Here is a 24,606-nt window from a genome sequence, read left to right on the forward strand (position 1 = left end):
GATCAGTTGGTCGCAGGGGCCAGGTCGGCATCGCCGCTCTGACGGAAAGTAATCAGGGTTACCAGCAGGGCCAGGATCGCCAGGGCCGCAGCCGCCAAGGGCACGCTGGTCAGGCCGAAACCGTGGGCAATCACGCTGCCGCCGACCCAGGCGCCGAGGGCGTTGCCGATGTTGAAGGCGCCGATGTTCAGGGTGGACACCAGGTTCGGTGCGGCCTTGCCGAAGGTCACCACGTTGATCTGCAGCGCAGGTACGGCGGCAAATGAAGCGGTGGCCCACAGGAACAGGGTGATCTCGGTCGGGATCACGGCGACGCTGGTCCAGGTCAGTGCGGTGGAGACCACCGCCATGCTGATGAATACGCCAATCAGGGTGGCCGCCAGGCGTTTGTCCGCCAGCTTGCCGCCGATGATGTTGCCCACGGTGAGGCCCAGGCCGATCAGCAGCAGGGTCCAGGTCACGCCCTTGGGCGATACGCCGGTGACATCACCAAGCAGTGGTGCCACGTAAGTGAAAAGGGTGAACATCGACGCGGCGAACAGTGCCGTCATGCTCAGCGACAGCCAGATGCCAGCCCCTTTGAGGGCGGCCAGTTCGGCACGCATGTCGAGTTTTTCTTCGTCCCGCTTGGCCGGCAGGAAGCGGATCAGGCCGATCAAGGCGATCACGCCAATGACGGTCACCGCCCAGAAGGTCGAGCGCCAGCCGGCTTGCTGGCCCAGGGCGGTACCCAATGGCACACCGAGTACGTTGGCCAGGGTCAGGCCGGTGAACATCAAGGCGACGGCCGAAGCGCGTTTGTTGGCCGGCACCAGGTTGGCCGCCACCACCGAACCGATACCAAAGAACGCACCGTGGCACAGCGCGGTGACCACACGGGCAAACATCAGCACGTTGTAGTCACTGGCCAGGGCGCAAAGCAGGTTGCCGATAATGAAGATGCCCATCAACGCTACCAGGGCAGCCTTGCGTGGCAGCTTGGCGGTCGCCAGTGCCATGAACGGTGCGCCGATCGCCACGCCCAGGGCGTAGCCGGTGACCAGCCAGCCGGCACCGGGAATCGACACACCCAGGTCCGCCGCCACATCGGGCAACAGGCCCATGATGACGAACTCGGTGGTGCCGATGGCGAAGGCGCTCAGGGCCAGGATGAGGAGCGAGAGGGGCATTTGGGTTTCCTTGTTAAAGCGGTGCGCGCATTTCAGAACTGACTTCAGGGCTGAGTTCAGTAACGAGTGCCGCGAGAAAAGCCTGGATGGTTTCCTCGTTGCGTTTGAAAAAGTGCCACTGCCCGGCCTTCTGGCTGCTGATCAATCCCGCCCGTTGCAAGGTGGCCAGGTGGGCCGACACGGTGGACTGGGACAAGCCGCAACGCTGGTCGATCTGGCCGGCGCAGATACCGTATTCGTGGTTGTGCAGTTGCTCGGGGAACTGCACTTTCGGGTCTTTGAGCCAGGTGAGAATGTCTCGTCGTACTGGGTGTGCCAGAGCTTTTATTATTTCGTCGAGGTCAATGGACATGGCAGTTGCTCGGTTTCGTAAAGCGTTATATCGCGATGAAGCGAACTTTAAATCGATACATCCCGATATACCAATATGATTTCGGTCTTAGCCAAGACTGAATCGGTATATCGGGTTATAACGATACGTGGGTCGCAGTGATAGACTGCGCACCATGAATTATCTCGCACATCTGCACCTGGGCGGCCAACTTCCTGCTCAACTGCTGGGCAGTCTGTATGGCGACTTTGTCAAAGGCCGCCTGCAAGGCCAGTTCAGCCCGCCCATCGAAGCGGCGATCCAGTTGCATCGCTCGATCGACCGCTTTACCGACAGCCACCCGTTGGTCGGCGAGGCGTTGTCGCGCTTCAGCCTGACCCGCCGGCGCTACGCCGGGATCGTCCTCGATGTGTTTTTCGATCATTGCCTGGCGCGGGATTGGGCGCTGTATGCCGAGCAGCCCCTGGAGCGCTTCACCTCGCAGGTGTACCGCGTGCTCGCGGCCGAACCGCAATTGCCGGGACGGTTGGCGCAGATTGCACCCTTTATGGCGGCGGATGATTGGCTCGGTTCGTACCGGGAGTTCGCGATGATGGAGCCGGTGTTGCGCGGGATTTCGCGGCGGCTCACGCAGCCTGATGAGCTGGGGCATGCGATGCAGGAATTGCGGATTCTGTATGAGCCGCTGAGCAAAGACTTCAGTGCGTTCTACCCGGAGCTACAGGCGTTCGCACAACGCCAACTGAATACCGGGATCTAAATGTGGGAGGGGGCTTGCCCCCGATAGCGGTGGTTCAGCCAATGAATCTGTTGACTGACACACTGCCATCGGGGGCAAGCCCCCTCCCACATTGTTGCCCGTGCCCGCTTCAGGCCGCGAAGGCCGGCCGAACCGCAATCTGTTCTGTTTCCGGCAGGGCCCCAAACAACGCCTTCTGCACCGCCTGCTGCGCCTGGAACGCCAGCGCCGCGCGTTCCTGCCCGGCGCAGGCAATCGGCTTGAGCACATGGATTTCCACGTCGCCCTGGTCATTGCCGAACAGGCGCATCAGGTGCGAGAGCAAATCATCATCGCCAATAAACGGTGCCAGCGGGTCCACTTGCCCGTCGCGCAGATAACGGATCGCCACCGGTTGCAGCGATACATCGGCATCGATCGCACTGGCCAGCAAGCGCCCGTGAAAGGTACGCAGGCTGCGCCCGTCGGTGGTGGTGCCTTCGGGGAACATAAGCAGCGGGTGCTGTTGCTCCAGGTGGCGGGTCATTTGCTTGCGGATCAACTGGCTGTCGCCCGAACCGCGACGGATAAATAAGCTACCGGCCTTCGCCGCCAACCAGCCGGCCACCGGCCAGGTGCGCACTTCGGCCTTGGACAAAAACGACATCGGCGTGACCATGCCCAGCAGCGGGATATCGGTCCACGACACGTGATTGCTCACCCACAGCATCGGTGTCTGCGGCAACTCGCCGTGCACCGTCACCCGGAAGGGCAGGGCATTGGTCAATCGCGCCATAAAGAACCGCGACCAACGTTGGCGCCGCACCATCGAGTTAGCCACGCCCAGGCGCTCGAACACACCAAACACACTGGCCATGCTCAAGCCCAGCGCCACCACCAGCAGCACGCGGGCGATGCGCCCGTACACGCGCAGGCGGCGCATCACATGGCCGCCTTGAAGTGGCGTGCGTAACGCGGGCACAGTTCATCGCGCTTGAGCAGGATAAACACGTCGGCCACTTGGAAATCCTCATCCCAGCACGGCTCGCCGCAGATCTTCGCACCCAGGCGCATATAGGCCTTGAGCAGCGGCGGCATTTCCGCGATCACGTTGGACGGCAGATCCAGCGCCGGCAGAGGTTTTTTCGGCTCGGCGCGCAGATGTTCGTTGCACAGGTAGCGTTCGCGCAGGCGTTGCATGATGGCGTGGGCCTGGATGCCGCCGTCGTGCATCGGGATGCTCGCACACCCCATCAGGTAGCTGTAGCCGCCCTGGTTAAGCACCTCGGCCAACTCGCCCCATAACACGGCGATGGTGCCGCCGTTGCGGTAGGCGGGGTCGACACAGGTGCGACCGATTTCCAGGATCGGGCCCTGTAAATGCAGGAGGCCATGCAGGCTGAATTCTTCTTCGCTGTAGAACCGACCCAGGCTGCTGGCGGCCTGGTGGTCGAGTAAACGGGTGGTGGCGACCAGTCGACCGCTGTTCAAATCCCGCACGCCGATGTGGCTGCAGTGAACATCATAGTCATCCATGTCCAGCCCCAATTCCGCGCCTTTCAGCTTGGCGTTGAATTCGCCGCTGAACACGTTGAACCGCAGGGCCTGGGCTTCCTGCAAAGCCTTTGCGCCAACCAGGCGTTCGGCTTGCAGACGGCGTTCATTGCCGGTGTCGCTGATGCGGGCGATCTGAGTCATGGCGAATCTCCGAGTGCCAGCCACCTTTCGGCCGGTCGACTTGTTTGTCCAAACTCAGGCTATGTAGGCTCGGTGTCATCTCCATGAAGTTCCGGTGACGCTTAGATGACAGCCCTCCGTGTCGCCAATCTGTCATCGGCCTCGGCTAGGCTCGCGGGCTTGAACGCCCCCTTGAGTTTGTGTCCATGGTCCGAGGCCTGTTGTGCGTTGCCCTGCTGTCAGTCACCGTTACTGCCCATGCTGAAACCTGGCCTGACAAGGAGTGGGCCAAGGCCCCGCCGCTCTCCGGTCCTGCTGTCGATGCCTTGAATGCCTATGCATTCCCCGCGCGTGACGACACCCATCGCCAAGGTATTCGAACCGACGCGCTGCTGGTGATTCGCGATGGCGCAGTCGTCTATGAGCGCTACGCCGAACCCACCACCGCGAGCACGCCGCACTTGACCTGGTCGGTCAGCAAAAGCCTGATGGCGACGGTGCTCGGCGTGGCCTATGGCGAAAAACGCTTCAAGTTGACTGACCCGGTGGCGCGCTTCTATCCGCCAATGAAACAGCACCCGACGGTCAGCATGGCCGACCTGCTGCACTGGGCCTCGGGCCTGGATTGGCAGGAAGACTACGAGTTCGCCCCGCTGAAATCCTCGGTCGTCGCGATGCTCTATACCCGTGGCCGCGCCGACATGGCGGAATTCACCGCCGGCATGGACGCCGCCAGTGCACCGGGCCGGGTCTTCCGTTACTCCAGCGGCGACAGCAACCTATTGTCCGCGGCCCTCAAAGGGATGCTCGGCCACAAGGCCTACATGAGTTACCCCGGGGATGCGTTGTTCAAGCCGTTGGGTATTCACAACGCCACCTGGGAAACCGATGCCGACGAAACCTTTGTCGCCTCGTCCTACGCCTACCTCACCGCGCGCGACCTGGCGCGCGTCGGCCTGCTGATGGCGCGCGACGGCCGCTGGGGCGATCAACAATTGCTGCCCGAAGACTGGGTTGCTTTCAACCGTAAACCTTTCGACCCATACAAGGCCGGCCAGGACGAAGCCGTCCCCGGCGGCCATTGGTGGCTTAATCGCGAAGTGCAGGGCGCTGCCCGACCCTGGCCCGATGCCCCCGCCGATACCTTCGCCGCCCTCGGGCACTGGGGGCAGGCGCTGTATGTGATGCCGGATGAGCACCTGGTGATCGTGCGCTATGGCGATGATCGCGACGGCAGCTATCGCCATAACGAACTGCTCAAGCGCGTGCTTGCGGCGGTGCAACCATGATTCGTCGTCGGCCGTTCACCAGCCTTTTTCTCGTGCTGTTGCTTGCCCTGTTGGGCTGGGTCTGGCACGAGCGCGTCAACCTGCAAGCCTTCCCCGACATCATCGCGGCGTATACGGCCAAGGAGTACTGCTCGTGCCGGTATGTGGCGGACAATCCAGCCGAGTATTGCCGGGGGTATGTGAAGCAGTACGTGCCGATCAGTGCGTTCACCGATGACCCGAAGCGCAGTGAAGTCACCGCCAGTGGATTGGGGCGTACCCATACCGCCAGATGGTTGGGCGAACACCAGGGGTGCCGCCTCATCCCCTGAAACGTCATACCCGATGTGGGGGCGGCTGTGTCAGTTACATTGCGCCCGGCAGGCGGCACAGTTAAGGTTCGTTCAGGTTTTTCGCCCCACGAGTCCTTAATGTTCAACGCGTCTGTCATCAAACCCCTGGCCTTCGCCGTGCTGGCCGCTGCCGCAGTGCCTGCCCATGCCGACTGGTACCTGGATAACGAATCCTCACGCCTGTCGTTCGTCACCACCAAAAACACCGAGATCGCCGAGGTGCAGCGCTTCCTGGTGCTGCACGGCAAGGTCGACAGCAAGGGCGCTGCGCAATTGGAGGTGGAGCTGGAATCGGTCAACAGTGGCATCCCGCTGCGTGATGAGCGCATGCGCAATCAACTGTTCGAGATCAAGACCTTCCCTGAAGCGCTGATCAGTGCGCAGATCAACCTGCAACCCATCAATGACCTGGCCCCTGGCGCGCAATTGGAATTGCGCCTGCCCATGAGCGTCACGTTGCATGGCAAGACCCAGACCTACAACGCCGAGCTGCTGGCCACGCGCCTGGATGACCGGCGTTTCCAGGTGGTCACCCTGGAACCGTTGGTGTTGCACGCCGAGGATTTCGACCTGGCACCCGGTGTGGCGGCATTGCGCAAGGTGGCTGGGCTCAAGTCGATCAGTTTGTCGGTGCCGGTGGGTGCGGTGCTGATCTTTACGGCGCGCTGACGTGAGCGGCGCAGTGTTCCCGTGGCGCAGCGCCAACCGGTTCGAGTTGTTGATCGACGGCCCGCAGTTTTTTCCGCAGATGCTGGTGGGCATTGCCCGGGCAGAGCGTCAGGTGGAGCTGGAGCTGTACCTGGTGGAAGCCGGGGCCTGCGCCGAAGCCATGGTGCAGGCGCTGGTGTTGGCGGCTGGGCGTGGCGTGCGGGTGCGTTGCTTGTTTGATGATTACGGCAGCCTGGCGTTTACCCTCGGGTTGCGCAAACGCTTGACGGATGCAGGGGTGGAACTGCGCTTTTACAATCGCTTGAGCTGGCGGCGCTGGATGCGCAACCTGTATCGCGACCACCGCAAGCTGTTGCTGATCGACCAGCAAATCGCCGTGGTCGGCGGCACGGGCGTGACCGATGAATTCTGGACCCCAGGGCAAGACACCGCTGACTGGCATGAAGTGATGGTGCAGATCAGCGGGCCGCTGGTGCTGGATTGGCAGGCGTTGTTCGACCGGCAATGGCACGCGAACAGCGCGCGCCGGGAGTGGAAGCCCGCCACTCATTTCGGTTTGCCGCGCCTGCCCAAGGTGCCCGCGACGGGGCCAGGCCTGGGGCGCGTGGCGTATGCCGATGCGCGCCAGCACCGCGACATCCTGCAATCGTTGATTCGCGCCTTGAACAGCGGCAAGCACCGCATCTGGTTGGCCACCCCGTACTTCCTGCCCACCTGGGGGGTACGCCGTGCCTTGCGCCGAGCGGCGGGACGCGGGGTCGATGTGCGTCTGCTGCTCACCGGGCCACGCACCGATCACCCCTCCGTACGCTATGCCGGGCACCGTTATTACCCGCGCCTGCTGCGCTCGGGTGTGCAGATATTCGAGTACCAGCCGTGCTTCCTGCACCTGAAGATGGTGTTGGTGGATGACTGGGTCAGCATCGGCTCATGCAATTTCGACCACTGGAACCTGCGCTTCAACCTGGAAGCCAACCTGGAAGCGTTGGACCCTGAGTTGACGCGGGACGTGGTGGACAGCTTCGAGCGGGATTTTACCCAGAGCCAGGCGGTGAGCCTGGAAGCGTGGAAATCGCGGCCGTTGTGGCGGCGGGTGAAGCAGCGGGTGTGGGGCTGGATTGATCGCTTGGTGGTGAACGTGCTGGATCGGCGCGGCTAGCAAGAACACTGAGATCAAATGGGGGAGGGGGCTTGCCCCCGATAGCGGTGATTCAGCGACAGATCTGCTGGCTGATACACCGAAATCGGGGGCAAGCCCCCTCCCACATTTTTTGACCGTGTCAGGTGTCAGAGCAGTTCGAAGGTCTGCTGCTGCACATCCTGGGAATCCAGCCCGATCTGGACATTGAACTCGCCCGGCTCCGCTGCGAACTTGAGCTGGGTGTTGTAGAACTTCAGGTCTTCCTCGGTGATGGTGAAGTGCAGCGTGCGCTCTTCACCGGCCTTGAGCATGATTTTCTGGAAGTTCTTCAGCTCCTTGATCGGGCGGATCATCGAGCCGGCCACGTCCTGGATATACAACTGCACCACGGTTTCGCCGTCCACCTTGCCTGTGTTGGTCACGGTGACACTGGCGTCGAGCTTGCCGGTCTTGTTCAGGGTGGTGGAAGACAGCGCCATGTCCGAGAGGCTGAACGTGGTGTAGCTCAGGCCATAACCGAACGGGAACAGGGGCCCAGTGGTGTCATCGAAGTACTGCGAGGTGTAGTTGCCCGGCTTGCCTGGGGTGAAGGGCCGGCCAATGGTCAGGTGGTTGTAGTAGGTCGGAATCTGCCCCACCGAACGTGGGAAGGTGATCGGCAGCTTGCCCGACGGGTTGTAGTCACCGAACAGCACGTCGGCGATGGCATTGCCGCCCTCGGTGCCGGCGAACCAGGTTTCCAGGATCGCGTCGGCTTGCTGGTTCTCTTCGAGAATCGACAGCGGGCGGCCGTTCATCAGTACCAGCACCAATGGCTTGCCGGTGGCCTTGAGCGCCTTGATCAGGTCGCGCTGGCTTTGCGGGATATTCAGGTCGGTGCGGCTCGACGATTCGTGGGACATGCCACGGGATTCACCCACGGCGGCGACCACCACATCGGCATCCTTGGCGGCCTTGACCGCTTCATCGATCATCACCTGGGCAGGGCGCGTGTCATCCACCACTTCCGGGGCATCGAAATTGAGGAAGTTGAGGTAGTCGACCACGGCCTTGTCATTGGTGATGTTGGCGCCACGGGCATAGATGATCTTGCCTTTTTCGCCGATCACCGCGTTGAGGCCGTCGAGCAGGGTCACCGATTGTGCCGGCTTACCGGCGGCGGCCCAGCTGCCCATCATGTCGATGGGCGCCTTGGCCAATGGACCCACCAGGGCAATGGTCGCGGATTTCTTCAGCGGCAGGGTACCGTTCTGGTTCTTCAGCAAGACCATGCTGCGGCGCGCCACGTCACGCGCTTCGGCGCGGTGCAGGCGGCTTTCGGCATAGGTGTCGGCCGGGTCGTCCTCGGCCTTGCCGATACGCAGGTACGGGTCTTTGAACAGGCCCATGTCGTACTTGGCGCCAAGCACCTCGCGCACGGCGTTGTCGATGTCGCTTTGCTCGATCTCACCGGACTTGAGCAGCCCTGGCAATTCCTTGCCGTACAGCGAGTCGTTCATGCTCATGTCGATGCCGGCCTTGATCGCCAGCTTGGCGGCTTCACGCCCGTCCTTGGCCACGCCGTGCTTGATCAGCTCGAAGATCGCACCGTGGTCGCTGACGGCCAGGCCCTTGAAGCCCCAGTCCTTGCGCAACAGGTCGTTCATCAGCCAGGTGTTGGCGGTGGCGGGTACGCCGTTGATCGAGTTGAGCGCCACCATCACGCCGCCGGAACCAGCCTTGATCGCCGCGTGGTACGGGGGCAGGTAGTCCTGGTACATCTTGACCGGGCTCATGTCGACCACGTTGTAGTCGCGCCCGCCTTCCACGGCGCCATACAGGGCGAAGTGCTTGACGCTGGCCATGATGCTGTCGGCATTCGCGGGGCTGGTGCCCTGGAATGCCTTGACCATCACTTCGGCGATGCGCGAGACCAGGTAGGTGTCTTCGCCGAAGCCTTCGGAGGTACGGCCCCAGCGCGGGTCGCGGGAGATGTCGACCATCGGCGCGAAGGTGATGTCGAGGCTGTCGGCGGCGGCTTCCTGGGCGGCAATGCGCCCGGACCGGCCGATGGCGTCCATGTCCCAGCTGGAGGCCAGGGCCAGGCTGATCGGGAAGATCGTGCGGTGGCCGTGGATCACGTCATAGGCGAAAAACATCGGGATCTTCAACCGGCTGCGCATGGCCGCGTCCTGCATCGGACGGTTTTCCGGGCGCGTGATGGAGTTGAACGTGCCACCGATGCGGCCGGCGGCAATTTCCTTGCGGATCAGCTCACGGGGCATTTCGGGGCCGATGCTGATCAGGCGCAATTGGCCGATTTTTTCATCGAGGGTCATCTGCTTGAGCAGGTCGCTGACGAAGGCGTCCTTGTCTTTAAGCGCAGCAGGCTTTGTTTCTGCCCAGACGGGGTGGGTGGCCAGAGTGGCAACAAGGCCGAGCAAACACAGCTTCTTCATGAATATCCTTTTTCGGCTCACTGCACAGCGCTAGCGCTGATCGGCCAAAATGTGGGGAGCGTCTATTGTTGTTCGGGTGTTGTTCAGATAAATGCAGCACACTCTGAACTCTTTTTCGCGCTGGGCATCTTTGTAGCTGATTGGCTCGATGCATTCCAGTGGTGGCGGATTATGCCCCAAGCGCGCGGTTTATAGGGTTAGTCGTCAAATTCCATCAAGATTGGCCAGGAGAAACACCATGCAAGCAGCACAAGGTTACCGCTGGGGCTTGAAAGCCGCGGCGTTGTTATTGATCAGCAGCGTGCTGAGCGGTTGCGGTATCAATACCATTCCGACCCTGGATGAGCAGGCCAAGGCGGCCTGGGGCCAGGTGCAGAACCAGTATCAACGGCGTGCCGACTTGATCCCCAACCTGGTGGAAGTGGTCAAGGGCTATGCCACCCATGAGCAGGACACCCTCACTGCGGTGATTGAGGCGCGGGCCAAGGCCACCTCGATCCAGGTGGATGCCAGCACCCTGGATAACCCGGAAAAACTCAAGCAGTTCCAGCAAGCCCAGGACGGTTTGAGCAGTGCGCTCAGCCGCTTGATGGTGGTGTCCGAGCGCTACCCGGACCTGAAGGCCAACCAGAACTTCCTGGCCCTGCAATCCCAGTTGGAAGGCACGGAAAACCGTATCGCCGTGGCGCGTCGCGACTTTATCCAGGCGGTGCAGGCCTACAACACCGAGATCCGCACCTTCCCTGGCCGCCTGTGGCACAGCGTGATGTACAGCGACCTGCCGATCCGCGCCACGTTTGAAGCCACCAGTGCCGATGCCGATAAAGCGCCGCAAGTGAAGTTCAAATAAGGCTGCATTGAGGTGTCGATGCGTTTATTACGGATAGGCCTGGCGCTGTGGTTGCTGGCATGCGTCGCTTCGGCCCAGGCGGCGTTGACCTTCCCGGCACTGACCGGGCGGGTGGTGGATAACGCCCAGATGCTCGACCCGGCGACGCGCCAGCAATTGACCGAGCAGTTGCAGGCGCTGGAGCAAACCACCGGCGACCAGATCGTGGTGGTCACGGTGCCCGACCTGCAAGGCGTGCCTATTGAGGACTACGGTTACCAATTGGGCCGCCAGTGGGGTATTGGCCAGAAGGGCAAGGACAACGGCGCGTTGTTGATCGTTGCCCGCGATGAGCGCAAGTTACGCATCGAAGTCGGTTACGGCCTGGAAGGTACGCTGACCGATGCGCAGTCCTGGGTGATCATCAACCAGGTGATCACGCCCAAGTTCAAGGCCGGCAATTTCAGCCAGGGTATCAGCGACGGTGTAGCCGCCATGATCCAGGTGGTGGGCGGTCAGCCGCTGGCAGTGCCGGCCCATGTGGCGGATGCCAACTTTGCCAAGAATAATCCCGGGTTTTCCATCGGCTTGTTTGTCCTGCTGATCGGCGTGTTGTGGTTGTGCAATCGCCTGGGCCTGCCGGTGGGGGCGATCCTGCTCGCGATCCTCAGCAGCAGTGGACGCGGCGGTGGGGGCGGTGGCGGTGGCGGCGGCGGTTTCCGAGGCGGCGGTGGTGGCTTCGGCGGCGGCGGCGCGTCGGGCGGCTGGTAATGACAATAACTAGAAAAGAGCATCTACAACCATGGCATTACTGACTGAACACGAGCAGCGCCAGGTCGCCGAAGCGATCGCCCGGGTCGAAAAAACCACCGACGCCGAACTGGTGACCGTGCTGGCTGCCCGTGCCGACGATTACGCCTATATCCCATTGCTGTGGGCCAGCCTGATCGCGTTGGTGGTGCCGGGTGTGGTGCATTACCTGTCGGGCTACCTGACCATGTACACCTTGCTGCTGGCGCAATGGGCGACGTTCATCGTGCTGTGCCTGGTGTTTCGCCTGCCCAAGGTCACCACGCGCCTGATCCCGCGTTCGGTGCGCCATTGGCGCGCGTCGAACCTGGCGCGCCGGCAGTTCCTGGAGCAGAACCTGCACCACACGCTGGGCAGCACCGGGGTGCTGATTTTTGTCAGCGAGGCCGAGCGTTATGTGGAAATCCTGGTGGACGATGGCATCTCCAGCCGCCTGGATGACAGCCATTGGGAGGGGATCGTCAAGGCGTTTACCCAGCAGGTCAAACAGGGGCAGACGCTGGCTGGGTTTATTGCTTGTATCGAGGCGTGTGGCGAGTTGCTCAAGGTGCATGTGCCGGTGACTCAGACACGTAATGAACTGCCCAACCGCCTGGTCGTGCTCGAATAGAACATCCAACACTGGAGATCAAATGTGGGGGAGGGCTTGCCCCTCCCACATTGGGTTCCAAGTGGTCAGGCGCAGTACCGTTGATCAAATAACCCCGTGCCCTAAACCCCCATCCCCCCTAAAATGCCCGGCATTCCCTGCCCGAGGCGTTTTTGTTCATGTCCGTTACCGCTCAACCTGCCCGCCCTGCGCCGGATCATCATGCCCAGTTCATCGAACTGCTGAGCGCAAGCCTTCAGCACGACGCTTTTATCAAGCTGGTGCTGGCCAAGTACGTGGGTGAGGACGCCGAGCTGCAACGGCTGATCATCAAGCCGGTGACGGTCAAGGAACAGCCGTGCCTGTCCTTCGTATACCGCTACAAGACCCGCGACATCACCAAGAACTTCCCGGTGGCCGATGGCGTGGCGGCGATTGCCGAGCTGTTGCCGGCTTCGTTCAAGAACGCTCACTTGCTGGCACTGACCGACGAAGCCCAGCTCGAATACAGCAAAAAGAACAAAAGCTCGCTGTTCAAAAGCAAACCCCAGCAATTGCGCGAAGCGCCGTCGGCCGAGCATAACCGCGAGAAGCATCGTTTCCTCGAGTTGAGCCGACCGTTCCTCTTCGACCTGGGCGTGACCGACGCCAAGCACGCGCTGATCCCGTCGATGTCGCGCAAGTGGAAGCAGATCAACAAGTTCATCGAAGTGTTCAGCCATGCGCTGACCTCGTCACCGCTGCGGCTGGACGGGCCGGTGCGCGTCGCTGATTTCGGTTCGGGCAAGGGTTACCTGACGTTCGCCATCCATGACTACTTGCGCAACACGCTCAATGTCGAGGCTGAGGTCACTGGCGTTGAATTGCGCGAAGACATGGTGACCTTGTGCAACACCGCCGCTGCGCGCCTGGACCACCCAGGGCTGGTGTTCAAGTGCGGTGACGTGCGCAGCGTGGCACCGAGCGAGCTGGACGTCATGATCGCCCTGCACGCCTGCGACATCGCCACGGATTACGCCATCCACACCGGTATTCGTTCCGGTGCGTCGATCATCATGTGCTCGCCGTGCTGCCACAAACAGATTCGCCTGCAGATCCAGAGCCCGGTGCTGTTAAAGCCTATGCTGCAATACGGGTTGCACCTGGGCCAGCAGGCGGAAATGGTCACCGACAGCCTGCGCGCCTTGTTCCTTGAAGCCTGTGGTTATGAGACCAAGGTGTTCGAGTTCATCTCCCTGGAACACACCAACAAGAACAAGATGATCCTGGCGGTCAAGCGCGCCGAACCGCTGGACAATGCGCAGTTGCTGGAGAGAATCCAGGAGTTGAAGGCGTTCTATCACATCTCCGAACACTGCCTGGAAACCCTGCTGCGCGCGGATGGCTACCTGATCTGACCGCCGCCCCCTGTAGGAGCGAGCTTGCTCGCGAAAAGCCTGAGAGCACCGCAGGCTTTCAGGTTTCCCGCGTTATCGTTAGCGACCTTCGCGAGCAAGCTCGCTCCTACAGGGGGCTGGCGCAGCCTGCACCGCCGTCTTGCGCCCCAGCATCACCGTCACGATCACCCCACAGGCAAACACCCAGGTAATCGGTTCGATATGTTCCCCAAAGAACAACGCCGAAAATGCAATGGTGAAGAAGATCTGCAGCAGCTGAATCTGGCTGACCCGCGCAATGCCGCCCATGGCCAACCCGGCGTACCAGGCAAAGAATCCCAGGAACTGCGAGAACAGCGACACATAGCCGAACGCCCACCAGGTGCGCATCGAAATCGCGCCCTGGTGCTGCGCCGCCAGGTACCACACCGGGCCGATCAGCACCGGGGTCGACAGTACCAGCGCCCAGCAGATGACCTGCCACCCGCCCATCTCCTTGGCCAGCCGACCGCCTTCGGCATAACCCAGGCCGCCCACCGCAATGGCACCGAGCATCAACAGATCGCCGGCTTGAATGCTGCCGGCACCGGTAATCAGCGCATAGCTCAATACCAACGCGCTGCCCAGTGCGGCGCAGGCCCAGAAGGCTTTCGACGGCCGCTCATGGGACAGCCACGCTGCATACAAGGCCACGCACAGTGGTTGCAGGCCGTTGACCAGCGCGCCATGGGAGGCCGGTAACGTTTGCATGGCCCAGGCTGACAGCACCGGGAAACCGAGGATCACGCCTGCGATCACCAGGCACAAACCGCGCACCTGGCGCCAGGTTGGCCAACGCTCGCGGCGCCACAGCAACAGCGCCGCCGCCGGAATCGCCGCGAACAACGCACGGCCCAGGCCGTTGAGCAACGGGTGGATTTCCTGCACCACGATGCGGGTGAAGGGCAGGGTCAGGCTGAAGATGATGACGCCCAGCAGGCCGAGGGCCATGCCGGTGTTTTCGCGCGAGCTCATGGGGAGAACCGAAATCTAGAGGGCTTCAAGGGAAGCCCATCTAGCCACAACCCCCGGCGATTGCGGGCCTACAGCTGGGTGCGGATTTATCCGTACAGTTGCTGTTGTGTGGGCGCTGTCGAGTTTCAGTGAGTCTGCGATGGGCGCACCGCAGACTTACTGATAAACCGCGTCGCCTGTATCGCGGGCAAGCCCTAATGCCAGTCAGTTAAGAGATAGAGCGGGCAAACAGGTCACCTGTGGAAGAGATGGAACGGGCAAACGGTCATCTGTGGAAGAGATGGAACGGGCAAACAGGTCACCTGTGGCGAGCGGGCTTGCCCCGCGTTGGGCTGCGAAGCGGCCCCAAAACCAGGCACCGCGGTGTGTCAGTTAAAAACACATCGCCTGTAATGGGGCTGCTCCGCAGCCCAACGCGGGGCAAGCCCGCTCGCCACAACAGGCCCGCTCTTCACAACAAGCCCGCTCTCCACAGTTGCAGTGCCAGTCTTCAGAAGAAACGTGTGACGCTGATCTTGGCATCGCGTCCTTTGGTGTAGGCACGATCACCGCTCAGCGCCGGACGGAAGTTGTTGTTGAACAGGTTGTCCACGGTGAAGTTCACCTCGGTGCCTTTCAGGTAAGCCTGTTGCGGTGCCCATTTCGCGAACAGGCCCTGGGTGTTGTAGCGCTTATTGCCATACTGGTCGTAGAACAAGTCGCCGACACTGCTGCCGGGGCCGCCGGAGTATTTGTCGCTGGGCAGGCGAGTGGTTGCGCCGATGAACTGCCCCGTCCACCCCACCTGGGCATCCCAGGCCGGGATGTGGGTCCCCACCACCAGCACCCACTTGGTCGGCGGAATATCGCGGGCCGCCACATCCGGGCCCCAAGGGTTGGTATAGGCACCCTCGTGTTGGCCGGTGGCATAGGCGAACGATGCCGAGCCGAACAGGTAGGTGGAGTTATAGAGCGTTTCGAACTCGAAGCCCTTGATGGTCAGCGCGCCGATATTGCGGTAGTTGGACATCGCCCCCGGTGGGCAAGCGTTGGCAATTGTGCCGCCGTTGATGGCCTGGTTCTGGCAGCCCACGCCCGTGGCCTTGAAGATTTCGTCTTCGACTTTGTTGTGGAACAGAGTGGTGCGCAGTTGCAGGTTGTCGTCCTGGGCGATCAGGTTGTCGAAGCGGGTGATGTTACCCAGGGTGATCGAGGTGATGCGCTCCGGGTCGAGGTCGACGCTGGTGGCTGTGCGGTTGCCCAGGCCCTGCACTTCGTATTGCTCGTCGATCACTGGCGCCCGCCAGGTCTGGCTCCAGTTGGCGAACAGGCCGACGTTCGGGGTCACCGTCCAGAACAACGCCAGGCGCGGCGACCAGCCGGTGTAGGTGCGATCGCTGTAGTCATGGCCGACGGCGGGGTCGGGGTTGCTGTAGTACGGTGCATCGTTGGCCTCGCCGCGATTGCGTACATGGTCGTAGCGCAGCGACGGGGTGATCGTCACATCGCCCAGGGTCACCGCGTCCTGGATGAAGAAACTGTTGGTATCCACCTTGCCGTGGGGCATGAAGCCCGGTTGAAAGTGCCCATAGTTGTAGCGTGGCGTGTTGTAGGTGGTGCCTGGCATCCACATCTCGGTTTCGCGGATGTGCTTGCGCAACTGCCCACCGATAGTCACCGCATGCTGCAACGGCCCGGTGTCAAACAGGCTGACGTTACGGATGTCGAGGTTCTTGTCGGTGTAGGACGTGTCCATCTTGCGCCCACCCGTGGCCAACTGGAAAAACGCCGTGGCGTCGCGCTCGTCAGTCTGCTCGGTGTTGGACTGAGAGTACTTGACGGTCAAGTCCACCAGCGGGTTGTCCAAGGGTTGGTATTCATACTTGCCCGACCAGGTGGTGTCGACGGTGTCGCGGTGTGCCAGAAAGCGCTTCAACGCGCCTTCGTAGCCGTAGCGGTTGATGTTGGCCTGGGTCGGCGGTGTCGGGTAGCTCGCGGCGGAAAAGGGTGTCCAGCGATTGCTGTGGGAACGCGAGTACGACAGGCCGAGACTGTGTTCATCGGTGAAGTGGGCATTGACCTTGAACAGCTTGCCGTCCACGTCCTGGGCGGTGTTAGGCAGGCGTTGGGGGTTGATCGGGTACTGGTTGTTCTCATTGGGCAGCTTGGCGGCCACCTTCATGTCACCACCGTCGCGTTGGGTCAGGTAAGCCAGCGCATCGAACCGGCCATCGTCGGTGCGGCCATACACGGCGCTGCTATAGACCTGTTCATGGTCGTTGCTGGAGTAACCGTACTTGAGCATCGCACCGCTGTTGCGACCGTCCTTGAGCAAGTCCGGGGCGTCCTTGGTGGTCATGTTGACCGTGCCGCCAAAACCGCCGTTGCCGGTAAACGGCGAATTGGGGCCTTTCTCGACCTCGATGCTTTTGATCAGCTCGGGTTCGATAAATACCGTGCCTTGCTGGTAGCGCTCGAAGCCGCTCTTGGTGGCACCGTCGACGGTCATCGGTACATCCTCGGCATCGCCGAAACCACGGATGTTGATGGTCTGGCCACCGGGTTTCAGCGAGCCACCCTGGCTGACCCCTGGCAGGGTCTGCAACAGGCTGGGGATGTTATTGGCTTGGTAGCGGTCGATGTCGGCCTGGCTCAGGGTGGAGCGGTTCACGGTGCTGGAGTCGACTTCATTGCCCGTGCCGATCACGCTCAAGGTGTCCAGCTGGATCGCGCCGCTCTGGGTAGTCTTGCCCGCATCGGGGCGTACGACGTAGGTAGTGCCGACCTTGATCAGGGTGAACTCACCAGGGGCCAGCAGGGTGCGGATCGCCACTTCCGGGGTGAAGTCACCATTGAGGGCCTGTGCCTGCACGTTCTTGAGCAGTGTTTCATCGAACAGCAGCTGGATCTTCGTCTGCTGCGCCACCTCGCTCAGTGACGTGGCCAGCGACTGGGCCGGCAGGTGCAGCGTGAACGACTCGGCCTGGGCTGTGAGGCTGAACGCCAGGCAGGTGGCAAGCAGGGTCGGTTGAAGCAACAGGTGCGAAGCGTGGCAAGGCGCGCGAAACATGAAATCCCCCGGGTGGCCAAATAGCCAAAAAGGTGTGCGTATCAAACACAGTCGGGAGGAAGACGGGGCAGGCTAAAAAAACCACACGTGCAAATGCAAAATATTCTCAAGTACGGTTTTTGTATTATTTGCTCGGCTCAATGCTTATCACGCCATCGGCTGAAGCCATGACTTTTACCGGCAGCAGGGCGGGCAGGGCATTGAGTAAGGCGTCTGGATCATTCACATCGAGATTGCCCGAGACCTTCAGGTGTGCCACTGCATTGCTCACCTGCAACGGTGCCTGCGGGCGGTAAAGGCTCAGTTCATCGATCAGGCTGGCCAGCTCGCGGTTGCGGAACGACAGGTGTCCACTGCGCCAGTCGGCCACGTCTTCGGACGTGAGGGGTTGTTGCTGCACGGTGCCCTTGGCGTAGTGGTAGATGGCGCGTTGCTGGGCGCCGAGCAAGGTGACGGCGTTTTTGGCGTCCGGCTCGAAGGCGACCTGGCCATGGGCGACGCTGACCACCAGTTGCTGCGGGCTGCGGCGCACATCAAAAGCCGTGCCCACCACCCGCACATTCGCTTCGCCGGCTTGTACGAACAACGGCCGTTCCTTGTCAGCAGCGACCTCGATATACAACTGGCCCTTGTCCAAATGGATGATGCGTTGGTGGGCGGTGAAGTCGACGCGCAGGCGGGTGTTGGCATTCACATACAAGGTGCTGCCATCGGGCAGGTCCAGGGTACGCACGCCCTTGGCGTGGGCCGCGACCTGGCTGTGATACAACTCGCGCGGTGCACCCAGATGCGTGGCCAGTACGGCACAGAGCACGGCGGCGGCGGCGGCGAGGGCCGGGCGCCAGAAGGCTGGTTTGCGCGGGGGCAGCGCCACGGGTTTGCTCCGTTGCTGCAACTGGGCGAGGTCCGCCCACAGCTGCTCGAATTCGGCATAGGCGCGGGCGTGGGCCGGCACGGCTTGCCAGGCGGCAAAAGCCTTGCGGTCGGCGCGCCCCGCATCGCTACGGTTGCGTGCAAACCAACTGGCGGCTTGGGCATCGATGGCGTCGCTCGCTTCGATGTCCAGGGCGTCGATGTCGCTCAGGCGGTTCATTCGGGCTGCTCCGTGCCGAGGTCGGGTTGAAGGCGTCGCTTGCAATGCAGCAGGGCAAAGGCGATGTGCTTTTCCACCATGCTGGTCGAAATGCCCATGCGCTCGGCGATCTGTACCTGGCTCAGGCCTTCGAAGCGGTGCAGCATAAGGGCTTCTCGCCTGCGCGGCGAGAGCTCGGCGAGGACTTCTTTCAACTGTTCCAGGCGTTGCAGGCGTTGTGCGGCGACCATGGGGTCGTTCTGCTCGTCAATGACCGGCTCGGCATCCTTTTCGGCCTGATCGGCGTGGACGGTTTGTCGTACCTTCTGTTTGCGCCAATGATCGCGCAGCAGGTTGCGCGCCATCTGGAACAGAAACGCCCGTGGCTGCTCGACCTTGGCGCGGTCGCGGTAGTCCAGCCACTGAGTAAAGACATCCTGGGTCATGTCGGCCGCGTCGCTGGCGTTGTCCGTGCGTTTGCGCAGGAAATACAGAATGTCTGCATAAAACCCGCGAAAGGCATCGGCCGACAACGGGTCGGGCTTGGGACGAGACATGGATATCCTTCTTGACGAAGCACGACGTGGAAAAGTCGTGAATTCTATCGAGAATCATTATCATTTGTCTCTATTTAAAATGTTGGAGGGGGCTTGCCAGTCAGTTGAGGAGGAACACTGTAACTGTGACGAGCGAGCTTGTTGTGGTGACCGCGCTTGTCGTGGCGAGCGGGCCTGTTGTGGCGAGCGGGCTTGCCCCGCGTTGGGCTGCGAAGCAGCCCCAATAAGGCCCCCGAGTTTATCCAGGCATATTGAATCGCCAGGTTTTGGGGCCGCTTCGCAGCCCAACGCGGGGCAAGCCCGCTCGCCACAGGTTACGGTTTGCTCGTTCTATCTCTTAATTGACTGGCACTGGGTCAAGCCCCTCCCACATTGGATCGCGGCGTCAGCGCAGCAATGTTTTCAGCTGTTCGATTCCGGCCTCGCCCAACGGGAATACCGGCAAGCGGGGATCACCCACCTCCAACCCGGTCAAGCGCAACCCGGCCTTGATCGTCGCCGGCAACCCGCCCTTGAGGATGAACTCCAGCAACGGCAACTGCCGATAAAACAGTTCGCGCGCCTTGCTCAGGTCATTGGCCAACACTGCCGCATACAAATCCAGGTTCAGTTGCGGGATCAGGTTTGGCGCCGCCGTGCACCAACCCTTGGCCCCGGCCGTGAAGGCTTCCAGTGCCAACGGGTTGCAGCCGTTGTAGAACGGCACGTCGCTGCGCTGGTGCAACTGGTGCATGCGCTGAATATCCCCGGTGCTCTCCTTGACCATGGTGACGTTGGCGACCTGTTTGATAATGCGCAGGATCAAGTCCACCGACATGTCCGTGCCGCTGGTAGCCGGGTTGTTGTAGAGCATGATCGGCAAACCGATGCTGTCGCCAATCGTGGCGTAGTGGGCGAGGATTTCCGCCTCGCTGAGTTTCCAGTACGAGGCCGGCAGCACCATCACCACATCGGCGCCATGGGCCTCGGCGTAACGCGCGCGGCGTACGGCCTTGGCGGTGGTCAGGTCGGACACGCTGACAATCGTGGGCACGCGCCTGTCGACTTTTTGCAGGCTGTAGGCGCTGACTTCGTCCCACTCGGCCTCGCTCAGATAAGCGCCTTCACCGGTGCTGCCCAAAGGCGCGATGGCATGCACGCCGCTGGCGATCAAGCGGTCGATGGAGCGGCCCAGGGCGTCGAGGTCAATGCGTTGGCCGTCGGTGCTGAATGGGGTGATGGTGTAGCCGATGATGCCGTGAATGGTTGGGCTGGACATGGGAGGTCTCCGGTCGAAAAAGGGCAATCAATTCAGGCAGTCGGCGTGCTTGCGCAGGTTCTGCCGGGCGTAGTAATTGAACGCAGCGCCATGACGCTTGGGCTTTGAGATCCAGTCATGGGCCTCGCGTCCCAATGCCGGCAGGATCGGCTTGAGGGTGCCGGCGGCCATCGCCAGCAATTGCAACTTGGCCGCACGCTCGATCAACTGCGCGATCACGCAGGCTTCCTCGATATTTGCCCCGGTCGACAACTGGCCGTGGTGCGAAAGCAAAATCGCGCGCTTGTCAGCCAGTGCCGTGGTGATGATTTCCCCTTCTTCATTGCCCACCGGCACCCCTGGCCAGGCTTCCAGGAACGCGCAGTCCTCGTACAGCGGGCACAGGTCCATATGGGATACCTGCAGCGGCACTTCCAGCATCGACAGGGCGGCGATGTGCGTCGGGTGGGTGTGAATGATGCAGTTCACATCCGGCCTTCCACGGTAGACCCAGGTGTGAAAACGGTTGGCCGGGTTGGGGATGCCGTGGCCTTCCAGCACCTCGAGGTCTTCGTTGACCAGCAGCAGGTTGCTCGCGGTGATTTCGTCAAAGCCCAGGCCCAGTTGCTGGGTGTAATAGGTGCCAGGCGTGGGCCCGCGCGCGGTGATCTGCCCGGCCAGGCCGGAGTCGTGGCCGTATTCGAAGAGGATGCGACATGTGAGCGCCAGCTTTTGCCGGTCGGTCCACGTATTATCCGCCAGGGTGTTTTGCATCTGGATCAGCGCTTGCTTGACCAGTTGGTCTTTGGGGAGTGCTAATGTCTTGGCCATATCGGTGTCCTTTGGGTGGTTCAATGGACGTCGGATTTGCTGGTCCCCCGCTGCTCGCAAGGTCGTTGGGTGAGGCAAATGACACTAAAGATGCTATATGACACTTTGTGTCATTAGCAAGCACAGCTCTTCGCTTTCTGCATGGATTAACCGCAGCGCATGTCTATCCGTTTGAAATTATTGAGAAAAAAACTCGGCGTGACGTTGGAAAACCTGGCCGAAAAATCCGGGATGACCAAGAGTTATCTGTCGAAAGTCGAGCGCGGGCTCAACACACCGTCGATTGCCGCTGCGTTGAAACTGGCCAAAGCGTTGAACGTGAAAGTGGAAGAACTGTTCAGCGAAGACAGCGTCAGTCTCGACAGTTACAGCCTGGTGCGCAGCCATGAGCGGCCCGACACCGCGCCGGGTTATGCGGTGCTGGCCCATCAGGTCAGTGAACGCAGCCTGTTGCCTTTCATCATTTACCCGCCGGCGGAGTTCACCGACAAGACCTTCAAGGAACACGTGGGGGAGGAATTCCTGTTCGTGCATGAAGGCCAGGTGGAAGTGGACTTCATGAATGAACGGGTGATCCTGGAGCGGGGCGATGCCCTGCATTTCAATGCACAGAAGCCCCATCGGCTTCGCTCGGTGGGGGATGTGCAGGCGCAGTTGTTGGTGGTGGTGCACAGCGCTGAAGAGTGACCGCGCTGACGGCTTGAAAGGCGATCAATGTGGGCGGGGGGCCAGCTCCGTCCCATAGGTTGCTCAGCGTTCCACCGGTACCGACAGTGCTGGATGACCCAACGGATGCGTGCGCGCCGCAAAAAACTTCAGCTCCACGCCGCTGCCGTCAAACAACTCCGAATACCGCCGCTTCTGCTGGCGAATGAACCCGTCGCTGCGTCCCGACACCGAGATCGCCAGAGTGGTCGGGCTGGCCTGGCGAATCGCATCCACCAGGTGTTTATCCTGCGGCCCCAGGTCGTGGCCGAAGATGCACAGCGCGCCGGCATGGGTGAGCAACTGCTCATAGCAGAACGACAGGTAATCCGAACTGCGGATGGTCTTGAGCTTCTCCTGCACCTTGCCTTCGCTGACAAACAACGGCACATCGTCCAGGGTCTTGATCGTGTTGTTGATCGCGAAACTGCTGAGCAGGGTGCTGTCGGTGCTCGGCAATTTGCGCGCGGTGCCGTCGAGGTTGCGCACCAGGTGCAGGCCGCCGTGCAGGTAGAGAATGCGTGGTGCATCGGTGCGGGTATTGCGCAGGTCGAAGCTGGCGTCGGCGCTGCGGAACAGGTCGTCGATGCCCGGCGTGTGCAGGATCGCCCAGTAGTTGAGCAGGTCGTAGTTGCTGGTGAAGACCGTGGGGTAGCTGGCCAGCTCGGCGTTGATCGTCGCCAGCGTCGACGGCTGCACCAGGCGCCATGGGATGTGCACGGCGTGGATGGTGTTGATCAGCGCTTCCTTGATTGCGTAATAGCGATTGCGCGGCGCCGCCGAGCTGACGGCCAGCGCCTTGTTGACCCGGCTGGTGGTTTTCAAGGCGCCCAGGGCCTGTTCGAAGCTGCGGGTTTGCAGGGCGTCGAACACACTCAGCTCGGATTGGCTCAGGGGTTTTTCTTCGACGGTGCGGGCGTTTTCGAACAGCGAGTCGTAGGCAAAGTCCTCCCAAATCGCCCGGCTGGCGCCGTTGCCGATCAGAATCCCACTGAAGTCGATGGTGCTGCGCAGCGCGCTCCAGTCTTCAAGGTGGGCGTCAATATCCTGGAAATCCTTCATCGCGGTGGGTCTACTCGAAATCGGCTGGACGCAGACTTTATCATGAGCGAGGGTTGATCCTGGTCAAGGTGCACCATGCGCTCTCAGTGGATTCTGTCGGCATAACGCCTCTGAGGATTCGCCATGAGCAGTACCTTCTTCATTCCCGCCGTCAACATCATGGGCACTGATTGCCTCGACGAAGCGATGGTTGCCATCCGCAACTACGGTTTTCGCAAGGCCCTGATCGTCACCGACGCCGGCTTGGCCAAGGCCGGCGTGGCCAGCATGATCGCCGAGAAACTGGCGATGCAGGACATCGACTCGGTCATCTACGATGGCGCCAAGCCCAACCCCAATGTGGAAAACGTCGAGAAAGGCCTGGCGCTGTTGCAGCAAAGTGCCTGCGATTTTGTCGTGTCCCTGGGCGGTGGTTCGCCCCATGACTGCGCCAAGGGTATCGCCCTGTGCGCCACCAACGGCGGGCATATCGGCGACTATGAAGGGGTCGACCAATCCAGCAAGCCGCAACTGCCACTGGTGGCCATCAACACCACCGCCGGCACCGCCAGCGAGATGACCCGGTTCTGCATCATCACCGACGAAACCCGCCACGTGAAAATGGCCATCGTCGACCGCAACGTCACGCCGCTGCTGTCGGTCAACGACCCCTCGCTGATGGTCGGCATGCCCAAGGGGCTTACCGCCGCCACCGGCATGGATGCGTTGACCCACGCCATCGAAGCCTACGTATCCACGGCCGCCACGCCGATCACCGACGCCTGCGCGATCAAGGCCATCGAGCTGATCAGCGCCAACCTGCGCCTGGCCGTACGCGACGGTACTGACAAAGCCGCGCGGGAAAACATGGCGTATGCCCAGTTCCTCGCCGGCATGGCCTTCAACAATGCTTCCCTGGGGTTCGTGCATGCCATGGCCCACCAACTGGGCGGCCTGTACGACCTGCCCCACGGCGTGTGCAACGCGGTGTTGCTGCCCCATGTGCAAAGCTTCAATGCCAGCGTCAGCGCCAAGCGCCTGAGCGATGTCGGCCGTGCACTGGGCGCGGACATCAAGGGGGGCTGTGCGGAAGAGGGCGCCCAGGCTGCCATTGCCGCGATTCGTACATTGGCCCTGGACGTCGAAATCCCAGCGGGCCTGCGTGAGCTGGGGGCCAAGTTGCAGGATATCCCGCTGCTGGCGGCCAATGCATTGAAGGATGCCTGTGGGCTGACCAACCCACGACGGGCTGATCAGCGTCAGATCGAGGAGATCTTCCGCAGCGCATTCTGATCCTTGCTGTGGCGAGCGGGCTTGCCCTTTGGGCAAGCCCTAATGCCGTTCAGTTAAGCGGACATCGCCTTCTGTAGGAGCGAGCTTGCTCGCGAAAAACGTCAACGATAACGCGTGTTTCCTGAATGAACGCGGCGTCTGTGAGTTCTTCGCGAGCAAGAACTAGGCGTCCCCCTCGCTCCTACAAAAAAACCTTAACTGAACGGCATTAGGGCAAGCCCGCTCGCCACAGGTCACTGTTTGCTCGTTCTATCTCTTAACTGTCACCAGCAGGCTCGCCATGCCCCCACTCATCGTCTTCAGCCGCCCCGTGGGCGCGACGAAGTGATTGAGCATCAACGTCTCTACCCGATACGCCCCTGCAAAATCAACGGTGCGCGGGTGTTGAACACCATGATCGCCCCATCGCCTGAGCCTTGCGCCGATGCCGCGTGCAAAT

The 24,606-nt window shown here is 61.5% G+C and carries 23 protein-coding genes and 1 pseudogene; 11 read left to right on the forward strand and 13 right to left on the reverse strand.

Annotated features, from left to right (window positions below):
- Window positions 1-2: 2 nt before the first annotated feature.
- Window positions 3-1,169, reverse strand: a complete 1,167-nt coding sequence (locus P2T68_RS08430) for an MFS transporter (protein WP_024073923.1) — start codon at window positions 1,167-1,169, stop codon at window positions 3-5.
- 13 nt (window positions 1,170-1,182) lie between these two features.
- On the reverse strand, window positions 1,183-1,521 hold the full coding sequence (locus P2T68_RS08435; RefSeq protein ID WP_024073924.1) for a helix-turn-helix transcriptional regulator: 339 nt from the start codon (window positions 1,519-1,521) through the stop codon (window positions 1,183-1,185).
- A 154-nt stretch (window positions 1,522-1,675) separates the two neighbouring features.
- Between P2T68_RS08435 and P2T68_RS08440 the strand changes: the two genes are divergently transcribed.
- Window positions 1,676-2,260 carry an ACP phosphodiesterase gene (locus P2T68_RS08440; RefSeq protein ID WP_024073925.1) on the forward strand — a complete coding sequence of 195 codons (585 nt, stop codon included), beginning with the start codon at window positions 1,676-1,678 and terminating at the stop codon, window positions 2,258-2,260.
- 109 nt (window positions 2,261-2,369) lie between these two features.
- Here P2T68_RS08440 and P2T68_RS08445 read toward each other — a convergent pair whose 3' ends face one another.
- Both P2T68_RS08445 and olsB read right to left on the reverse strand, forming a co-directional pair.
- Window positions 2,370-3,161 (reverse strand): lysophospholipid acyltransferase family protein, encoded by a 792-nt coding sequence (locus P2T68_RS08445; protein WP_041160860.1) that lies wholly within the window; start codon window positions 3,159-3,161, stop codon window positions 2,370-2,372.
- The gene (olsB, locus tag P2T68_RS08450; RefSeq protein ID WP_024073928.1) at window positions 3,161-3,916 is read right to left on the reverse strand and encodes an L-ornithine N(alpha)-acyltransferase; all 756 of its coding nucleotides are present in this window, start codon (window positions 3,914-3,916) and stop codon (window positions 3,161-3,163) included. Before olsB ends, P2T68_RS08445 begins: the two co-directional genes overlap by 1 nt.
- Before the next feature lie 185 nt (window positions 3,917-4,101).
- On the opposite strand from olsB, the gene P2T68_RS08455 reads away from it, so the two are divergent.
- The 4 genes from P2T68_RS08455 to P2T68_RS08470 all read left to right on the forward strand — a co-directional run bounded on the left by P2T68_RS08455 (window position 4,102) and on the right by P2T68_RS08470 (window position 7,344).
- Entirely contained in the window at window positions 4,102-5,184 is a 1,083-nt protein-coding gene (locus tag P2T68_RS08455) for a serine hydrolase (protein WP_277379239.1), read from the forward strand.
- The gene (locus P2T68_RS08460) at window positions 5,181-5,495 is read left to right on the forward strand and encodes an amidase (protein ID WP_069075424.1); all 315 of its coding nucleotides are present in this window, start codon (window positions 5,181-5,183) and stop codon (window positions 5,493-5,495) included. The genes P2T68_RS08455 and P2T68_RS08460 overlap by 4 nt, the downstream gene beginning before the upstream one ends.
- 99 nt (window positions 5,496-5,594) lie before the next feature.
- Window positions 5,595-6,185 carry a YceI family protein gene (locus tag P2T68_RS08465; RefSeq protein WP_024073931.1) on the forward strand — a complete coding sequence of 197 codons (591 nt, stop codon included), beginning with the start codon at window positions 5,595-5,597 and terminating at the stop codon, window positions 6,183-6,185.
- Window position 6,186: 1 nt separating this feature from the next.
- Entirely contained in the window at window positions 6,187-7,344 is a 1,158-nt protein-coding gene (locus P2T68_RS08470) for a phosphatidylserine/phosphatidylglycerophosphate/cardiolipin synthase family protein (RefSeq protein ID WP_024073932.1), read from the forward strand.
- 128 nt (window positions 7,345-7,472) lie between these two features.
- On the opposite strand, the gene bglX is transcribed toward P2T68_RS08470, so the two are convergent.
- Entirely contained in the window at window positions 7,473-9,764 is a 2,292-nt protein-coding gene (bglX, locus tag P2T68_RS08475) for a beta-glucosidase BglX (protein ID WP_024073933.1), read from the reverse strand.
- 238 nt (window positions 9,765-10,002) lie between these two features.
- Here bglX and P2T68_RS08480 point away from each other — a divergent pair, with 238 nt between their 5' ends.
- The 4 genes from P2T68_RS08480 to P2T68_RS08495 all read left to right on the forward strand — a co-directional run bounded on the left by P2T68_RS08480 (window position 10,003) and on the right by P2T68_RS08495 (window position 13,389).
- Entirely contained in the window at window positions 10,003-10,614 is a 612-nt protein-coding gene (locus P2T68_RS08480) for a LemA family protein (protein ID WP_041160861.1), read from the forward strand.
- 18 nt (window positions 10,615-10,632) lie between these two features.
- Entirely contained in the window at window positions 10,633-11,364 is a 732-nt protein-coding gene (locus P2T68_RS08485; RefSeq protein ID WP_277379240.1) for a YgcG family protein, read from the forward strand.
- Between the two features lie 31 nt (window positions 11,365-11,395).
- On the forward strand, window positions 11,396-12,013 hold the full coding sequence (locus P2T68_RS08490) for a TPM domain-containing protein (RefSeq protein ID WP_024073936.1): 618 nt from the start codon (window positions 11,396-11,398) through the stop codon (window positions 12,011-12,013).
- Between the two features lie 158 nt (window positions 12,014-12,171).
- Window positions 12,172-13,389: an SAM-dependent methyltransferase gene (locus P2T68_RS08495; protein ID WP_277379241.1), complete on the forward strand. Its 1,218-nt coding sequence runs from the start codon at window positions 12,172-12,174 to the stop codon at window positions 13,387-13,389.
- Window positions 13,390-13,400: 11 nt separating this feature from the next.
- Here P2T68_RS08495 and P2T68_RS08500 read toward each other — a convergent pair.
- The 7 genes and pseudogenes from P2T68_RS08500 to P2T68_RS08530 form a co-directional block, all read right to left on the reverse strand.
- Window positions 13,401-13,514, reverse strand: a pseudogene (locus tag P2T68_RS08500) (outer membrane lipoprotein carrier protein LolA); the annotation flags it as partial.
- On the reverse strand, window positions 13,468-14,382 hold the full coding sequence (locus tag P2T68_RS08505) for a DMT family transporter (protein WP_069075429.1): 915 nt from the start codon (window positions 14,380-14,382) through the stop codon (window positions 13,468-13,470). The gene P2T68_RS08505 and the pseudogene P2T68_RS08500, both read right to left, overlap by 47 nt.
- Before the next feature lie 490 nt (window positions 14,383-14,872).
- Window positions 14,873-17,431, reverse strand: a complete 2,559-nt coding sequence (locus P2T68_RS08510; RefSeq protein WP_102625729.1) for a TonB-dependent receptor — start codon at window positions 17,429-17,431, stop codon at window positions 14,873-14,875.
- A gap of 124 nt (window positions 17,432-17,555) precedes the next feature.
- Window positions 17,556-18,524: a FecR domain-containing protein gene (locus tag P2T68_RS08515; protein WP_069075431.1), complete on the reverse strand. Its 969-nt coding sequence runs from the start codon at window positions 18,522-18,524 to the stop codon at window positions 17,556-17,558.
- On the reverse strand, window positions 18,521-19,060 hold the full coding sequence (locus P2T68_RS08520) for a sigma-70 family RNA polymerase sigma factor (protein WP_024073941.1): 540 nt from the start codon (window positions 19,058-19,060) through the stop codon (window positions 18,521-18,523). Before P2T68_RS08520 ends, P2T68_RS08515 begins: the two co-directional genes overlap by 4 nt.
- A gap of 385 nt (window positions 19,061-19,445) precedes the next feature.
- Window positions 19,446-20,318, reverse strand: a complete 873-nt coding sequence (locus P2T68_RS08525) for a dihydrodipicolinate synthase family protein (protein WP_024073942.1) — start codon at window positions 20,316-20,318, stop codon at window positions 19,446-19,448.
- Between the two features lie 27 nt (window positions 20,319-20,345).
- Window positions 20,346-21,128: an aldolase gene (locus P2T68_RS08530; protein WP_024073943.1), complete on the reverse strand. Its 783-nt coding sequence runs from the start codon at window positions 21,126-21,128 to the stop codon at window positions 20,346-20,348.
- Window positions 21,129-21,287: 159 nt separating this feature from the next.
- Between P2T68_RS08530 and P2T68_RS08535 the strand changes: the two genes are divergently transcribed.
- On the forward strand, window positions 21,288-21,815 hold the full coding sequence (locus P2T68_RS08535; RefSeq protein ID WP_069075434.1) for an XRE family transcriptional regulator: 528 nt from the start codon (window positions 21,288-21,290) through the stop codon (window positions 21,813-21,815).
- 63 nt (window positions 21,816-21,878) lie between these two features.
- Here P2T68_RS08535 and P2T68_RS08540 read toward each other — a convergent pair whose 3' ends face one another.
- A complete protein-coding gene (locus P2T68_RS08540; protein WP_069075435.1) occupies window positions 21,879-22,895 on the reverse strand; it encodes a DUF4917 family protein in 1,017 nt (338 codons plus the stop codon).
- Between the two features lie 123 nt (window positions 22,896-23,018).
- On the opposite strand from P2T68_RS08540, the gene yiaY reads away from it, so the two are divergent.
- Window positions 23,019-24,167 carry an L-threonine dehydrogenase gene (yiaY, locus tag P2T68_RS08545; protein ID WP_024073946.1) on the forward strand — a complete coding sequence of 383 codons (1,149 nt, stop codon included), beginning with the start codon at window positions 23,019-23,021 and terminating at the stop codon, window positions 24,165-24,167.
- Window positions 24,168-24,606: the final 439 nt, after the last annotated feature.

Origin of the sequence: Pseudomonas sp. G11, assembly GCF_029457515.1 — a bacterium.
GTDB lineage: Bacteria > Pseudomonadota > Gammaproteobacteria > Pseudomonadales > Pseudomonadaceae > Aquipseudomonas > Aquipseudomonas gorinensis.

What these genes read in the sequence shown, in the direction of transcription:
- P2T68_RS08430 (WP_024073923.1), bottom strand. Translation starts at nt 1,169, where the DNA reads ATGCCCCTCTCGCTCCTCATCCTGGCCCTGAGCGCCTTCGCCATCGGC.
- P2T68_RS08435 (WP_024073924.1), bottom strand. Translation starts at nt 1,521, where the DNA reads ATGTCCATTGACCTCGACGAAATAATAAAAGCTCTGGCACACCCAGTA.
- P2T68_RS08440 (WP_024073925.1), top strand. Translation starts at nt 1,676, where the DNA reads ATGAATTATCTCGCACATCTGCACCTGGGCGGCCAACTTCCTGCTCAA.
- P2T68_RS08445 (WP_041160860.1), bottom strand. Translation starts at nt 3,161, where the DNA reads ATGCGCCGCCTGCGCGTGTACGGGCGCATCGCCCGCGTGCTGCTGGTG.
- olsB (WP_024073928.1), bottom strand. Translation starts at nt 3,916, where the DNA reads ATGACTCAGATCGCCCGCATCAGCGACACCGGCAATGAACGCCGTCTG.
- P2T68_RS08455 (WP_277379239.1), top strand. Translation starts at nt 4,102, where the DNA reads ATGGTCCGAGGCCTGTTGTGCGTTGCCCTGCTGTCAGTCACCGTTACT.
- P2T68_RS08460 (WP_069075424.1), top strand. Translation starts at nt 5,181, where the DNA reads ATGATTCGTCGTCGGCCGTTCACCAGCCTTTTTCTCGTGCTGTTGCTT.
- P2T68_RS08465 (WP_024073931.1), top strand. Translation starts at nt 5,595, where the DNA reads ATGTTCAACGCGTCTGTCATCAAACCCCTGGCCTTCGCCGTGCTGGCC.
- bglX (WP_024073933.1), bottom strand. Translation starts at nt 9,764, where the DNA reads ATGAAGAAGCTGTGTTTGCTCGGCCTTGTTGCCACTCTGGCCACCCAC.
- P2T68_RS08480 (WP_041160861.1), top strand. Translation starts at nt 10,003, where the DNA reads ATGCAAGCAGCACAAGGTTACCGCTGGGGCTTGAAAGCCGCGGCGTTG.
- P2T68_RS08485 (WP_277379240.1), top strand. Translation starts at nt 10,633, where the DNA reads ATGCGTTTATTACGGATAGGCCTGGCGCTGTGGTTGCTGGCATGCGTC.
- P2T68_RS08490 (WP_024073936.1), top strand. Translation starts at nt 11,396, where the DNA reads ATGGCATTACTGACTGAACACGAGCAGCGCCAGGTCGCCGAAGCGATC.
- P2T68_RS08495 (WP_277379241.1), top strand. Translation starts at nt 12,172, where the DNA reads ATGTCCGTTACCGCTCAACCTGCCCGCCCTGCGCCGGATCATCATGCC.
- P2T68_RS08505 (WP_069075429.1), bottom strand. Translation starts at nt 14,382, where the DNA reads ATGAGCTCGCGCGAAAACACCGGCATGGCCCTCGGCCTGCTGGGCGTC.
- P2T68_RS08510 (WP_102625729.1), bottom strand. Translation starts at nt 17,431, where the DNA reads ATGTTTCGCGCGCCTTGCCACGCTTCGCACCTGTTGCTTCAACCGACC.
- P2T68_RS08515 (WP_069075431.1), bottom strand. Translation starts at nt 18,524, where the DNA reads ATGAACCGCCTGAGCGACATCGACGCCCTGGACATCGAAGCGAGCGAC.
- P2T68_RS08520 (WP_024073941.1), bottom strand. Translation starts at nt 19,060, where the DNA reads ATGTCTCGTCCCAAGCCCGACCCGTTGTCGGCCGATGCCTTTCGCGGG.
- P2T68_RS08525 (WP_024073942.1), bottom strand. Translation starts at nt 20,318, where the DNA reads ATGTCCAGCCCAACCATTCACGGCATCATCGGCTACACCATCACCCCA.
- P2T68_RS08530 (WP_024073943.1), bottom strand. Translation starts at nt 21,128, where the DNA reads ATGGCCAAGACATTAGCACTCCCCAAAGACCAACTGGTCAAGCAAGCG.
- P2T68_RS08535 (WP_069075434.1), top strand. Translation starts at nt 21,288, where the DNA reads ATGTCTATCCGTTTGAAATTATTGAGAAAAAAACTCGGCGTGACGTTG.
- P2T68_RS08540 (WP_069075435.1), bottom strand. Translation starts at nt 22,895, where the DNA reads ATGAAGGATTTCCAGGATATTGACGCCCACCTTGAAGACTGGAGCGCG.
- yiaY (WP_024073946.1), top strand. Translation starts at nt 23,019, where the DNA reads ATGAGCAGTACCTTCTTCATTCCCGCCGTCAACATCATGGGCACTGAT.